11 protein-coding genes are annotated in these 13,800 nt (G+C 57.8%); 2 read left to right on the forward strand and 9 right to left on the reverse strand.

All coding sequences use genetic code 11. The features are described from left to right. Nucleotides 1–4: 4 nt before the first annotated feature. From HNQ64_RS10135 to HNQ64_RS10145, 3 genes are all read right to left on the reverse strand, one after another. On the reverse strand, nt 5–1,492 hold the full coding sequence (locus tag HNQ64_RS10135) for a PTPDL family protein (RefSeq protein WP_184208102.1): 1,488 nt from the start codon (nt 1,490–1,492) through the stop codon (nt 5–7). Nucleotides 1,493–1,648: 156 nt separating this feature from the next. Further along, entirely contained in the window at nt 1,649–2,671 is a 1,023-nt protein-coding gene (locus tag HNQ64_RS10140; protein WP_184208104.1) for a dihydrodipicolinate synthase family protein, read from the reverse strand. Continuing rightward, complete coding sequence (locus HNQ64_RS10145) at nt 2,658–3,686, reverse strand: NAD-dependent epimerase/dehydratase family protein (protein ID WP_184208106.1); 1,029 nt, start codon at nt 3,684–3,686, stop codon at nt 2,658–2,660. The genes HNQ64_RS10140 and HNQ64_RS10145 overlap by 14 nt, the downstream gene beginning before the upstream one ends. Before the next feature lie 127 nt (nt 3,687–3,813). Here HNQ64_RS10145 and HNQ64_RS10150 point away from each other — a divergent pair, with 127 nt between their 5' ends. Next, nucleotides 3,814–4,233: an exosortase system-associated protein, TIGR04073 family gene (locus HNQ64_RS10150; protein WP_184208108.1), complete on the forward strand. Its 420-nt coding sequence runs from the start codon at nt 3,814–3,816 to the stop codon at nt 4,231–4,233. Nucleotides 4,234–4,324: 91 nt separating this feature from the next. Here HNQ64_RS10150 and murJ read toward each other — a convergent pair whose 3' ends face one another. The 6 genes from murJ to HNQ64_RS10180 all read right to left on the reverse strand — a co-directional run bounded on the left by murJ (nt 4,325) and on the right by HNQ64_RS10180 (nt 12,528). Next, entirely contained in the window at nt 4,325–5,707 is a 1,383-nt protein-coding gene (gene murJ, locus HNQ64_RS10155; protein ID WP_184208110.1) for a murein biosynthesis integral membrane protein MurJ, read from the reverse strand. Between the two features lie 36 nt (nt 5,708–5,743). Then, nucleotides 5,744–7,255: an OmpA family protein gene (locus HNQ64_RS10160; protein WP_184208112.1), complete on the reverse strand. Its 1,512-nt coding sequence runs from the start codon at nt 7,253–7,255 to the stop codon at nt 5,744–5,746. A gap of 68 nt (nt 7,256–7,323) precedes the next feature. Then, nucleotides 7,324–7,800, reverse strand: coding sequence for a c-type cytochrome domain-containing protein (locus tag HNQ64_RS10165; protein ID WP_221305404.1), 477 nt, complete (start codon nt 7,798–7,800; stop codon nt 7,324–7,326). A gap of 78 nt (nt 7,801–7,878) precedes the next feature. Beyond that, a complete protein-coding gene (locus HNQ64_RS10170) occupies nt 7,879–10,362 on the reverse strand; it encodes an OmpH family outer membrane protein (RefSeq protein ID WP_184208116.1) in 2,484 nt (827 codons plus the stop codon). Nucleotides 10,363–10,462: 100 nt separating this feature from the next. Then, nucleotides 10,463–11,578 carry a hypothetical protein gene (locus HNQ64_RS10175; RefSeq protein WP_184208118.1) on the reverse strand — a complete coding sequence of 372 codons (1,116 nt, stop codon included), beginning with the start codon at nt 11,576–11,578 and terminating at the stop codon, nt 10,463–10,465. Nucleotides 11,579–11,589: 11 nt separating this feature from the next. Beyond that, nucleotides 11,590–12,528, reverse strand: a complete 939-nt coding sequence (locus tag HNQ64_RS10180; protein ID WP_184208120.1) for a hypothetical protein — start codon at nt 12,526–12,528, stop codon at nt 11,590–11,592. Nucleotides 12,529–12,840: 312 nt separating this feature from the next. On the opposite strand from HNQ64_RS10180, the gene tilS reads away from it, so the two are divergent. Then, a complete protein-coding gene (tilS, locus tag HNQ64_RS10185; protein ID WP_184208122.1) occupies nt 12,841–13,800 on the forward strand; it encodes a tRNA lysidine(34) synthetase TilS in 960 nt (319 codons plus the stop codon).

Consider the following 13,800-nt stretch of genomic DNA (forward strand, 5'->3'; position numbering starts at 1 on the left):
AGGATTACTCAGCCTTCTTTTTCTTGAAGGCGAGAATGCCAAACAGGACCAGAAGTGCGGCCATACCTGCAATGATGAAGGTTTGGGTGTTCGACTCTTCTGCTGGAGGCGCGTAAACAGGCTGGGCCATGGGCGCTGGAGCCTGGGCCTGAGGAGCAGGTGCCACTGGGCGCTGCTGCATGGCAGGATTGACGGCTGGTGCTGTGCCGGCTGCTGGGGCCGTAGCAGCCGCTGCTGGTGCGGCCATGCCTGGAGCAGCAGTGCCTGCGGCGGGTGCGGCGGCGGCGGGTTGGCCGCCGTTGGCTTCAGCCAAAATGCGTGCCACGCGGTCATCCACAGAGGATGAGGTCTGACCTGTCGCTGCGGATGAACCACTGACGGCGGTTTGACCTGCGGCATTTTTGCGAACGATTTCACCGTAAAGCTTGAGGAGCTGATTCTTCAGATCGGCCACCACGTCCCGATACTCAGGTACGTTGGAGAAACCCTGGATACGCTCAAAAGCGGCGGCCCCTGCCTGATAGTCGCCTTCACCGATCTTGCGGTAAACAGTGACGAAAGCCTCATTGCGAGTCTTCATTTCGTTGAGGTCAACGGCTTCCAGTTTGGTGAGCTCACCGACGACGACTTTCTGCGAGGCGAGGATGCTCGGCATGTCGTACTTGTAAGGCTCGATCCAGCGAACGTTGGTGCGGCGCTGGGCTTCGGACTGTGCACGCCACTTGCCTTTTTCATCATCAATGGCGGCGCGGGTGCGGGCTTTGTCGGCGTCGTTGAGTTTCTTCAAGCCATCATCGCGCTGCTTTTGCAGAGTGGGCTGCTCCTGAGCCATTTTGGACAGGCTGGCTTGCAGCTTTTCCATGCAGATCTTCGCGTCTGCCACAGCGGCGGGGTAATAAGTGGAGGCTGTGAGTGGGGGACGATTTTTGATGAACTGGTCAAAGACGCGAAGAGCTTCCAAGTAGTTGTACTTGGCCATCAGCTCTTTCATTTCTTCATGAATTTTGTAGGCCTGGATGTTGTATTGTTCACCCTTGGCTTCACCCACGCTCAGCCAGCGACCTTCCATTTTGAGCTCGCCATTGGAGACGCGCTTCTTTTCTTCCTGAAGGGTGGCGGCGATGCCTTCGGCCTCCTTAGCTTCAGGGGTGCCCTGATACTTATTGATGAAGGGGCGCACACGATCCTGGATAAGCTGCTCGTATTTATCAGCCGGCAGAAGGTCGGGGCTAGGGACTAGTTTTTTCAGTTCGATCAGCTCCACTTCCTGAGGAGACTGTTTGATGACCTGCTGGATTTCGGTCATTTGGAAATCCTTTTCATCCCAGATCTTGGGGGTCAGGCGATACTTCATCCGGATCGCCGTGGGGCTTTCGTTCAGAATATTGCCTTCGACCTTGGTGCCGTTTTTCAGGATCAAGATGTCAGCTTGGAGGAGGGACGTACCGCAAAGGAACGCCAGCATGGCGATGCGGGATCGGCTAGATTTCATGGCTCAGAGGTGGGAAGTGGGGTATGAAGTGTAGGGCGGGAAATCCCCGCCGAATTTGCGAATTAAATCTGGATTCGTTTCCTGAGTAAAGCGTGAATGCGCTTCATTTACGCCCAATTTGGGGCAGCGACTGAGTTGCCGCCCCTGCGGCCTAGGTCAATCCTTCAGCCATAGGTCCCGGTTGGCAGTGACAAAGGCGTCATCATTCAAATGCGGATAGGCCGCATACACGCGATCTATTTCTTCAAGCTGGCCTGGGCTGAGCGTTTCCTGGGGGTCTAGGCACCACAAGCCCCCCAGCAGCCCCTGCCGGCGCAGCACTTCATGCAGCCCGGCGATGCAGCCGCGAAATCCATGTGCCGCATCAAAAAAGGCGGCATTGCAATCCGTGATCTCTTGACCGAGCCGGAGCAGCTCCGGGGAGGCGGGCTCACGCTGGCAGCGCTGGAGGAGCGCCACAGCTTTTTGAGTCCACACAGACCAGTGGCCCAAGAGCCCACCTACAATCCGCCGCTGCTTTCCCTGATATTCAAAAGGGGTGACGAGATCTGCCACAATGTTGTCATCATTGCCCGTGTAGAGGGCGATGTCGTCTCGTCCTGCATCCATGACGGCACGGATCACGTCCAGAGTTTGATAACGATTGAAAGGGGCCATTTTGATGGCGACGACGTTTTCGATTTCAGCGAATTTTCGCCAAAAAGAGTATGGGAGCACACGCCCGCCGACGCTGGGCTGAAGGTAAAAGCCGATGATGGGCACCACCTGTGCAACAGCACGGCAATGGGCGATCAGCGCTTCCTCGGGTTCACTCCGCAGAGCCCCTAGACTGAGTAATCCTGCCTGATAGCCGAGCGAGCGCAGGAGTTCGGCCTCGGCGATTGCCTGATAGGTCTGCCCACAAATACCAGCGATCTTGACTAAGGGACGCGGGCAGCGGTCCATCTCTTCGGCGGCCAACTCCAGAACGGGCTTCAAAAGCTGGATCTCTGGGGAGCGAATGGCAAATTGAGTGGTATGGACGCCTACCGCCAGCCCGCCGACACCAGCCGCTAAATAATACCTGGTAAGGGCGCGCTCACGGCGCTCGTCCAGATGACGTTGGGCATTGAGCGCCAAGGGATGGGCCGGGATGGCTAAGCCTTGATGAAGGCGCTGGCGTAGGTCAAAATTTTCCATCGCGGGTTTCAAAGTGGGTGGGTTTGCCCAGAGATTGACCGCCTTGGCTCACCCACTGAGCCGTAGCTGCGATCATTTCTTCCAAGGTGACGGTAGGCGGGCCGAACCATTCATAAGAACGGCTCGCGTCAAAAAGCCAAGCGGTGGCTCCTTCCTCCCCAACGATGACGGGTGCTCGACCGAAAAGACGGCCAAACTCCTCGGCTAAGTGGCGGATGGAGACGCGCTCCAGCCCGGTGACATTCAGTGCACAGGGCGGTTGGGTGGTGTGGTTGAGGCATTGGATGGCGCGGGCATTGGCATCTCCTTGCCAAATGACATTCGCATACCCCATGGTCACATCCACGGGTAGGCCTTGGGCGACTTTTTGGGCCACGTCATGCAGAACACCGTAGCGGAGATCAATGGCGTAACTGAGGCGGAATAGCAGAGCGGCAGTGCCATTTTTCTTGGAGAAATGCATAAAGATGCGTTCACGCCCCACGCAGGAGTTCGCATAGTCTCCAGGTGGGTCGAGTAGATCTTCTTCCCTGGAACCTGTGCCCGCTGTGGAAGAGAGGGGATAGACGCAGGCGGTGGAGAAAACCACAATGCGGGAGTGAGGGTAGCGCTCCGCCACGATGGCGGGAACGAGGGTATTCATCACCCAGGTGAGTTCGGGGGCATCCTGTGTGCCAAATTTTTGCCCCGCCATGAAGATGATGTTGGGCACATCCGGCAGAGCCTGGACGGCGGCACGGTCCAAAAGATCGCAGGCGATCGTCTGCACTCCGTGTTGCTGGAGTTCGGCCGCAGCAGCGGGGGAGGAGAAGCGGGAAACGGCGAAAACGCGGCGTTCAGACTGACCTAGGCTATCTAGCCCACGCCGGATCATACGGGCTAGAGAGGGCCCCATTTTACCCCCGGCTCCTAGCACCATGAAGTCTCCCTGCAAACTCTGCAACATGTCCAGCACGCCTGCGGTGGGCAGGCTGAGCTGGTCTTCGAGTGCGGCATGGGTGAGCAGGGGTTTCATGATGAAGGAGACGATACAGCAGCCGATCTGGCGATGTGCATGCTTTTATCACCAGAATAGATTCGAAAAAAAGTGAGAATCCTTCTTGCCAGATGACCGCCATTTTTGATAACTCTGTGCTGACCGCATGAAAAATCGTATAGCCCTCACCATTCTCTCCGCCCTGACGCTCTGCGGCGTCGCCTTTGCCGATATCCAGTCGCCTCCAGGACATCACTACAACTGGAGCCGCAAACTGAGCCGTGGCTTTGGCAACGTTCTCTACGGATGGACAGAACCCTTCAATGTCTGGCAGCGCACTGTCGAGACGGATGGTGCCCATGCTGCTTTCGCTGACTTCTTCATTGAAGGTGTGAAGCGCATCACCGTTCGTGCTGGTTACGGTGTGTATGAAATGGCCACTTTCCCGCTGCCTTCTTGGAAGCTGACGTATCGCCCACCTTATTACCGCAAGGCACAGATCGATCCATGGTGGGGCTACACGGAGTTCTCTCCGCAGATGGGTTTCATGTCCCAGACCGATTACAGCCGCAATCAGGGCTGGTAATTTGATCCAATGTTTTTGAGAGCGCAGACCGAAAGGTCTGCGCTTTTTTTTGAACTTCGTTACTCAACGTGAGGATTTTCGGAACTGCGGTCTAACCGTTTTTGAGGCGATCCTTGATCTGGCGTAGGACGTACAAGCAGGCTAGCACAGCGGAGGTCATTTGAATCAAGACGGTGGACAGGGCGATGCCTGCCGCGCCCATGTTCTTCATGAGAACCCAATTCAGCCCGGCATTGCCAATCAGCCCGATCACGGAAATCCAGATGATGAAGTGGGTGGCTTGCATGGCCACGACCACCCTTGAGGCAAGACTGCCCACGATGTAAAAGGGGATCTGCAAAGCAGCAAAGCGGAGGACTTCAGCCACACGAAGAGTGTCTTCTGAAGTGAAGGAGCCCCGCTGAAATAACAAACTGACGACCCAGGGGGCTAGCCAGCAGAGCATGAGCACCGCTGGCAGCGCGAGTGCCAAAATCGCTCCTGCACTGACCCAAAGCTGGTGTTTTACGCCGAGCCAATCGCGGCGGGCCACTTTATCTGCAAAGTAGGGGAAGAGGACATCGCAGGAAGGGGCCACGGTGACGGCCAGGATGATGCCGCAGATTTTTTCCGTGTAACCGAGCACTGCGACACTGCCGGGCGGTAGCCAAGCGGCCATGGTTTGATCCACCACCACGGAGCTGCTGAAAATGCCACCGGCAAAAAGGAAGTGAGCCGTGTGGCGGCAGATGCGCCCGAGCTTAGGCTCCCAAAGTTTCCAGCAGCCCTTCCAAAAACGTCTTTGTCTCGGTAGCCCGTGCAATAGGGTGCCTAGAAGCACCATGAGGTGGAGAGCTGCGCCCGCAACGGTGCCCGTAACCAGCGTGGCGACGGTGGCCCGATCTCCGTCATAAATCAGTAGGCCGATGATCGTCATGGGGATCAAAGTGGGCGCGCTGGTGGCGACGATGAATCGCTTGTCTGCACGCAGCCAGGCAGAAAATTGATAGCTGAGGCCAAAGCAGACCATGAAGGGAAGCAACTGGCGGAGTAAGCTGACCGCTAGCGCTTGTTTTTCAGGATTGAAGCCTCGCGTCGCCCAACTCACAAAGTAAGGGGCGATGAAATACACCGCAAAAGCGAGGAGGCCCAGAGTGGCGGCATGAAGGATGCTGCTCTGCACGGCGAGGCGCAGGGCCCGCCTACGAATACCCCGGTGAGCACTCTCGACATACACGGGAAGAAAAGATTCCGGCAGCCCGCCGCCGACCAATGCAGCGAGGAAAGTCAGTAGGCCAAAGGAAACAAGGAATGCATCCAGCGCGTCTCCAGTCCCGAACTGGCGGGCGATGGCTGCATCTTTGAGAAAGGATACGGCTTTTGACCCAACGGTCAGAAGCGCCACCATGAGGAAGCCTGAGACGATGCGAGACCCCGCTCCGCGTGAAAGCAAAGACTGGGCACGAGAACTGAGCTGGGAAAGGAGAGGAGGCAAACGCAGTACGATAAGCACACGTGGCCTAGGCCGATACTAAAAATCCAGATAGATCTCTGCGCGGCGGTTTTTTGACCGTCCTTCGGGGTCATCCGTGCCGTCAGCTTTTTGGTTAGGTCCCAGGGGTTGGGCTTTGCCCAGGCCGGTGGTGACGATCTGTGCCGCAGCCACGCCTAGTCCTGCGAGCTGCTTTTTGACAGACTCTGCACGGGCTTGAGAGAGGGCGAGGTTGTAGTTGTCAGTGCCCTTGGCATCCGTATGGCCGGCGATCTGGAGCTTTTTAGAAGGATCTGAATTGAGCAGGCCAGCGACGATTTCTAACTGCTTGAGCGCACGAGGATGCAGTTCCGCCTGGTCATACTCAAAGTAGAGCGCCAGGGATTCTCCTCCTTTGGGATTGCTCACGATCGGGGTGTATGGCACCCCCATTTTGGAAGCGGAAGAAGCGAAGGAACTGAGGATTTCAGAAAGGTTGAGGCCCACCACTTTCCACGGTTGGTCCACCCCTGCGCGTTGCATTTCCAGGCCAAATTCCGTGGACTGCTGCAGCTTTTGCGACTGCACCTGGGCGATGACCCAGGAGACTTCGGGATTAGCCACGGTGATGATGAGGGGCTTGGTGGGCTTAAACTCATACGCCCCTTCTTCAAAGACGATGCAGAGTCCAGCTAACCGCTCAGCAGGTACCTTTTTTTCATCCACAAACTTCCGGGCTGCCACGAAGTCATGCTTCAAGAGCGCCCGCACGAAGTCGCTGCCAAAGGTCAAGGCATCGGGCGTTTCTTCGACGGTGAAGAGGGGACTTTTAGGAGCAGATTTTGGCGATGGGGCTGAGCTTACCTGTGGCGCGGGAGCTGTGGCTGGACCGGAGGGCAACGCCGCTGGGGATGGGGCGGCTGCACTCATGGCTGGGGCAGGCGGTGTGGCAGCTACCACGGCGCTGCTGAGTTCTTTAGGCAAGTGCAGGCGGGAGATCTTCCATCCCATTTTGTCATCTCTTTCCAAGTCGAGTTGCAGGCGCACAGGCTCCTGATTGCCGGGCAAAGTGAGGGGGATGGCGACCCGGGTTTTATTTTCCACCAGACCAATGAGCTCGACCTGATCCTCGATTCCTACTTTAGCTCCCAGTCCCTTGAGCATGCGCTCAAACACTGCTGTCGCAGCTTTGGACTGGTCGGGATCTCCCGCCGCCGCCAGTTCCCCAGCGCGGATAAAATCGCCGGCAGTGAGGCTGCGGACCATTTCTTTTCCAAGGTCGAGAGGCCGAGCGAAACCAAAAATTGGCTTTGCCGCAGGCACTGGGGCAGGAGGGGCCGCAGGGGTGGGCGTCTCCTTGGCTGGAGCGGGGGCTTTGACACTCGCTGGGGGGGGGTTGGAGGCTGCGGGCTTATCTTCCTGTTTTGCCTGCTCCATAGACGGTCGGGTGAACAAGAAGAAGATGGCCACGCTGGCGACCAGCGCGAGGAGGACAATCACCACTGGCATCGCCCCACCCGAAGTGGAAGGATTGAGGACGCGGTGAGATGTCAGTGAAGAAGGGGTGCGCATGAGGTAAAGCCTGGAAGACCGCAGCAGCTAAGATGCCACGCGATACACCCATCCTTCAAGGTGGAATTTCATTCGGTGGCGGTGCGAAGCTGCCCCTTGGGTCCTGCTGGCCAGGACGCCCCTTGAGAAATCCAGCGTTTGATGACGGCTGTTTCTTCCTTGGTTAGGCTTTCTCCCACGGGAGGCATCGCCTGAACGGTGGCGTGGGATTCGCCCAGTCGCATGATCAAAGGGCTGGCCTCCGGCTGCCCTGGGATGATGAATCTGCGAAGGCCGCCCGTACGATGGGCCTCGGTGCGGTTTGCGAGGCTCATTTTCCCTGATGGCGCTTCCTGATTGTGGCAGGTGGCGCATTTCGCCTCCAGGATGGGTTTGACATGGCGGGTGAAATCCACCGTGCCTACCTGAGCTTGGCTTAAAGCAGTAGGGCTCAATACATTGGTTCCGGCAGGCCGGGTTTCAGACTCTTCGGAGGTGCTGCAACTGGGGAGTGCTAGCAGAGGTAGCCCAACACAAAATAAAATGAAGCGACCGTGCATAGACATCGGTCTATCACGGTCGCCAAATGAGGTCAACGAAGGTCGCTAGCCTGAATTGGGTGAATCCATAACTCCCTATTGCGGTTAGCGTTCGCGCCGGCGGTTTCCATCGTCATTACGTCGTTGAGTCTCTTCCTGCGCGCGGCGTTGGGACTGCTCCTGCTGCTGACGCATCGCTTCACGCTGCGCAGCGTCTTGCTGTTTTTGCAAAGCTTCACGTTGGCGTTCGGCCATCTCTTGCTGCTGACGGGCAGCGGCCTCACGGGCTTTTTCGGCCAAGGCTTCGCGTTGACGATTCATCATTTCTGCTTGCTGGGCCTCAAGCTGGCGTTTCTGCATTTCGGCCGCAGCCTGATTGCGGCGGGTAAGCTCTTGCTGCTGCGCCATGGCGGCTTCACGAGCGCGGCTGGTTTCCGCGTCTCGCTGGCGGCGGGCCATTTCGGCTTGCTGAGCTGCCTGCGCTTCACGGGCCTTCATGGCTTCTCCCTGCTGGCGGCGCAGGTCTTCGCGGAGCTTTTGTTGTTCTTGTAGGCGCTCCTGCATGGCGCTGGATTCCGCCTGTTTGCGGGCCAGTTCCTGCTGTCGGGCCATAGCAGCTTCCTGCGCAGCCATGTTTTCGCGGTTTTTCATGGCTTCGGCTTGCTGCTTCAGAAGCTCTTGTTTGCGCATTTCGAGCTTGCTGTTTTCAGCCTGTTGTCTTGCCAATTCCTGTTGCTGAGCCATCGCCGAATCCCTCTGGCGGCGGTTAGCTTCGGCCTCTTTCATGGCTTCAGCGGCTTTTTCACGGCCCCTAGCTGCATCGCGCATTTTTTCTTCAGCCGCTTCTTTCTGTTTGAGCAACTCATTATGCCGGGCGGCGTCTTCGCGTTGTTTCAGGCTTGCAGCTTCAGCGGCACGGCGGGCGGCTTCCGCCTCTTTAGCGGCTGTCGTATCCAGGCCGGGGCGATCTCCACGGTCACGACCGCGATCCTTCATGCGATCTGCGGGAGTGGTAACTCCTCCTGGCAGGGGGAGTCCAGGGCGTACTTCGGGGCGTTCGCCTGGCTGTGGACGATCTTCACGATCACGGTCACGACCGCGATCCTTCATGCGATCTGCGGGAGTGGTAACTCCTCCGGGCAGGGGGAGTCCAGGGCGTACTTCGGGGCGTTCGCCTGGCTGTGGGCGCTCTTCGCGATCACGGTCGCGGTCACGACCACGATCCGTCATGCGGTCAGGTGGGGTAGTGACTCCGCCTGGCTGGGGCATTCCGGGGCGTTCGCCTGGGAACGGGCGGGTGCCTGGGCCTTGATCTGGAACCTGTGGCGGCTGGGTGACAACGGCGGGCAGCACAGGCTTGGGCTCACGGGCCTGACGGCTGATGGTGTCACGCAGCTTTTGGCGGCGGTCATCTGGCACATCCGTCCAGGCATCCACAATGGCTGGGCGGGCGATTTTGTCGGTAATGCGAGGCAGTTTCGATGGGCGGCCTGGGCGGCCTGAGGGCAGGGGCGCGGCGATGAGAGGGCGAACAGAATCCCGGTCCCGGTCTCCGCGATCCAGAACGGGGCGCTCCAAGGTGGGCACGATGCGGACCGGGGCCACGGGCACACGACCGCCGAAACGTTCTTCCAGCCAGCGGCGGTCTGGACCACCGCGATGCACAAAGAAATTCGTCTGCTGCTGATTGATGCGGACGATGTTGGTCAGGTTCACCGTCTGCTGGAAGATGTTGGTGATGTTAGTGACGGAGAGGCAGACGTTTACGTAGCTGTTGCGACCAAAGTTGGACGACTGGATGAACACGTAGCTGCTGGGGGAGAGGCCGTAATTGACATCACAATCATAACCGATGCTGGTGTACCCGCGTCGGCGTTCGGGGGGCAGGGGAGCCCAGCCCACACAGTCGGCCCCAGAGCGCCAGGAAACCCATGCCGGTGCCCATTCACGTCCGGGTACCCAGACCCAGCCATGGCGGGCGATGCGTTCCCAGCGGCCATAATGGTAACAGGCCCAGCCAAACGGCTCTGGCGTATCCCAAGCCCATCCTTGGTCACTCCAGACCCAGCGCCCATCCACATAGGGTCGCCAGTTAGACCGGGAGGCAAGAGAGGGCTGCCAAGCATACCCGTAGCCTTCTACGTCCAACCAGTTACCATGGGGCGTCAGCTCCTCATAAAACATGGAGTAGTCTGCCTCTGGATCTACCCAAGCCTGCCCACCAGGGGTAGGGGCTGGAGAGGGCGCGGGCGTGGCAGCCAGTTGATCCCTCAATTCCTCACTTTTCTGGCGAGCTGCTTCAGCCTCAGCCATCAGTTTTTCGTTTTCTCTCTGGATGGCTTCCAGCTTGGCCTGCAACTCGGCATTTTCCTTTTCCTGAATGCTGCGCTGGAGGTCGGCAAGTTGCTGCTGCAGGTCAGCACTGCGGGCCTGCATATCTGCGGCCTGCTGCTCATAGGCGGCCTGGCTTTGCTCCAGTTTGAGGCGAGCTTCTTCGGCAGCGGCGTTATTGGCCGGGGCTGAAGGATCGCAACTGACGAGAGCCAGTGAGAAGAGCGCCATGGCGCTCAGGGAAGTGATCGGTTTCATAACGAGGGTGGACCTGACCTTCGACGAGGATGCGTCTTTTCTTGTTCAGGGACAATGCAGAAAATTGGAAAGGCCGCCACGTTCTAGGGGGCAGCCTAGGCTAGAGGTGGCTGGGCCCTTCACCATCACCACGCATGAATTGCGCCCTGCCGATTTTTTCAGGGTAGGGGTTGAGGCGTTGGCTGAGTTTGGGCGAGGTGGCGAGGGTGAAATTGCTCGGGCCACTGAGAAAACCCACTTTGAGCAATGCTCTGCGCCAGCTTTCGTGCTGCATGTTGGCTACAATGATGTCTGCCTGCTGCTGGATGAGAAATTGGCGGGCTGCCCAGGCGATGTGGCCCTCCTGGCCAGGCTCTGCGATGGCATCAATGATGGACCCCACGCACATATTGCCAAAATACTTGTGGTTATGCATGGGGCTGGCGCGGGCGATGAACCAGCCGATCACGCGGCCCGCCTCCCTCACGAGCACACGAATACTTTTCTGGGCACCTGGTGCGTACAGGCGGTTTTGCTCTTCCTGTCCACGGCTGGCAAAAAGGGAGTAGTCATGACAGGCCTTGGCCCACAGTTCATCGGCCCAAGGGCCAAAAGATTCGACGAGCTCCCAGGTGGTGGTTTGCTGAACCTGACGAGGGGCACGACGAAGTCTGTGGAAACAAGCTAGCCCCAGGCTGGCAATGCCGGTGTTAGCGGCGATTTGGGCAGCGATATTCAGCCAACGTTTAGCCTTCACAGGCTGGAGGTTTCTCAAAAAGGGGCGTGCGCGCAGGGGCAGGAAAAAGAAGGGAATGTCATGCACCTGCCAGCCCATCATTTTGAGGGTTTTCGGCAGATCCCGATGACTGCCCCCCATGCCGAGACAAAAGGTGAGGGGATTACGTGTGAGGGCATCGCGGATCAAAACGAGGCCGAGAAGGTTGTATTTAGAATTCACCACGCCCTCAGAGAGCGGCAGGTAAAGCGTGCTCACTTTTTCGATTTGGCCTTCTACCTGAAAGGGCTGCCATTTTAAGATGTAGCCACCGCGTATTTCATCGCCTTCCACCGCGACATAGTAGTGTTCGACGATCTCTTGGTCACGTGTGTCGGGTAGCCACTGGCTAACGGATTGCTCCGGGAAGTGCCAGATGGAACCTCCGGCTGCTAGCCGCTGGTTGAAGCGCCTGACGGCCGGGATGTGATGGTCTTCGTAGCGGACAATTCGCACACTCATGGTCGGTCGTGTCAGCTTTCCCCCCGGGTCAGTTTATGCCACAGCCAGCGGCGTTCCACCTCACGGCGGTCTTTGTCCGTCAGGGTCAGTGGGCCACGCTGTTGGACGATGTAATCCAGCAGGGTGGAAACCGGGACAAACCAGCCGTTTTTCTGGCTAAGGCGTTCCATGAGGAAACGAAAGCGATCACTGATGACGCCATCTCGGCGAAAGAATTTCCCTAAATGTGCATACATGATGCAAGCACCGCCTTCAGCTTCCAGTTGATCCTGGTTTTCTTCTTTGAGGGTCTCGAGGTAACTCTCCAGGCCGCCTCCTTCTGAGGAGGCATACCATTGATTGACCCACGGGCGAAGAGGGTCGTGGTAAGGCATCCATGGGCAGGCGCGGAGGGTGTTGATATCAGGGAAGACAAAATTGCGCGCGTAAGTGATGCGCTCTTTGCAGAGGTCTCCCCAAAAGTGTGGGTCCCCTTCCACATGGCCCTTGAATCCGCCTTTGCGTCCGAATGTGGCGGCTTGATAGATGAGCCGATGCAGGCCCGTCACACGGTCTGGCCCCCAATACAGATTTTCCCGGCAGCCGGTGTGGTTGGCCATGCTCCGTGGCGGGTGACCGAAGATTTCTTCAAACCTTTCCAGCCCTGTCTGAATGCGATCCCGTGTGGAGTGGTGACAGCAGACATTGTGCAGGCCGATTTCAAAACCTTCTTCTTGGAGCTGAAGGGCCCAAGCACGGTACCCTTTATCGGCACAGTCTGCACCGCCGACAACGACCGGTGGGGCGATGGCTTCCAGGGGCCAGACAGATTTCGTCGTACGGAATCCCAAATCCCGCAGCAACGCGTAAACCGGACCTGTGTTAGCGACGGTGGCCGCATCGGTATCATCGAAGATCGTGAAGGCGAATTTTTTGCCTTCGGGCCACTGAATGGAGGGCGTGGTCATCATCTCAGAACCGAGGGCTTGCGCCTACTGGGAAGTGACTGCGCTGAAGCGACCTGAGCGCGCGACACCCGATACTGGCGAAACAGGGGGGGAGGGGCAGTCGCGGATCCATGAGAAAATGGGGAGATCGGGAGAGAAAGCATGGATCGTAGGTAAAACGATTTGCTGTGCCATTCAGCCACTGCGCTTGAAGGAATCAAGTTGAAAGCGACTCTCGACGGCACGGTGAGGAAGGTCTGCCTCGAAGGGGCATGTGGAATCTCACGAAATGGCAGATGCAGAGCTAGGATGAATATGAAATAAAGGAAGTCTGTTTTGAATCTTCATGTTCCCAACGCCTCAGCATCTGCTCCTGGGTCTGCCTTGCTGGCGATCTCGGGAGGGAGAGATTCTGTCGCCCTGCTGCACATGCTGGTGAGTGCTGGCCTGAAACGGTTGGTGTTATGCCACTTCAATCATGGCCTGCGGGGGCGGGAGTCTGGGCAGGACGCGGCCTTTGTGCGGCGTTTGGCCGTTCATTATGGACTGCCTTGTGAGGTCGAAAAAGCAGATGTGATCACCTGGGCAGCCAAGCGGAAAGTATCTCTCGAAACAGCCGCGAGGACGCTGCGTTATGACTTTCTCCATCGCATGGCGGCGAAGCATGCTGCGGCTCGCATCTACCTAGCTCATCATGCCGATGATCAGGCGGAAACCATTTTGGCGAACCTTTGCCGAGGCACGGGGATCGGTGGGCTCAAAGGCATGGTCATGGAAACAAATTCCACGCCTGCTCTCTGTCGGCCCTTGCTGAATAAGACTCGGGCAGAGATCGCCGACTATGTGCAAAAGCACGGCTTGAGTTTCAGAGAGGATTCGAGCAACACCAGCCCGCAGCATCGGCGGAATCGCCTGAGGCATGAGGTGCTGCCACTGCTGAATGCAGTCTATGCACGGGAAGTTTCGCCGTTGATTGTGAGGCTCGGGAAACAAGCGGAGCGAGATGATGATTGCCTTCAGCAGCAGGCGTTGGCGTTGATCCAAGAAGAGGGGCTGATCACCCAGGAGGGACGTTTACGGGTGACAGCAAAGCTGCGTTCTCAACACCCGGCTGTGTTATCGCGAGTGTTATACTTTTGGTTAGGTGAGGTGCTGGGCCTGCCGGGATTGGATTCAGAGTCTCTTGAAGCTGCTAGTTCTCTCTTGCTTCCTGGTGGTGTGGCCAAGATGAATTTGCCAGAAGGTCGGCATCTTCGGAGAAAGGCCGGTTACCTATGGGTAACCGAGCCTACGTGA

The organism is Prosthecobacter dejongeii (assembly GCF_014203045.1).
In the GTDB taxonomy this organism is placed as follows: domain Bacteria; phylum Verrucomicrobiota; class Verrucomicrobiia; order Verrucomicrobiales; family Verrucomicrobiaceae; genus Prosthecobacter; species Prosthecobacter dejongeii.

What these genes read in the sequence shown, in the direction of transcription:
- HNQ64_RS10160 (WP_184208112.1), bottom strand. Translation starts at nt 7,255, where the DNA reads ATGCGCACCCCTTCTTCACTGACATCTCACCGCGTCCTCAATCCTTCC.
- HNQ64_RS10175 (WP_184208118.1), bottom strand. Translation starts at nt 11,578, where the DNA reads ATGAGTGTGCGAATTGTCCGCTACGAAGACCATCACATCCCGGCCGTC.
- HNQ64_RS10180 (WP_184208120.1), bottom strand. Translation starts at nt 12,528, where the DNA reads ATGATGACCACGCCCTCCATTCAGTGGCCCGAAGGCAAAAAATTCGCC.
- HNQ64_RS10170 (WP_184208116.1), bottom strand. Translation starts at nt 10,362, where the DNA reads ATGAAACCGATCACTTCCCTGAGCGCCATGGCGCTCTTCTCACTGGCT.
- HNQ64_RS10135 (WP_184208102.1), bottom strand. Translation starts at nt 1,492, where the DNA reads ATGAAATCTAGCCGATCCCGCATCGCCATGCTGGCGTTCCTTTGCGGT.
- HNQ64_RS10165 (WP_221305404.1), bottom strand. Translation starts at nt 7,800, where the DNA reads ATGTCTATGCACGGTCGCTTCATTTTATTTTGTGTTGGGCTACCTCTG.
- HNQ64_RS10150 (WP_184208108.1), top strand. Translation starts at nt 3,814, where the DNA reads ATGAAAAATCGTATAGCCCTCACCATTCTCTCCGCCCTGACGCTCTGC.
- HNQ64_RS10140 (WP_184208104.1), bottom strand. Translation starts at nt 2,671, where the DNA reads ATGGAAAATTTTGACCTACGCCAGCGCCTTCATCAAGGCTTAGCCATC.
- HNQ64_RS10145 (WP_184208106.1), bottom strand. Translation starts at nt 3,686, where the DNA reads ATGAAACCCCTGCTCACCCATGCCGCACTCGAAGACCAGCTCAGCCTG.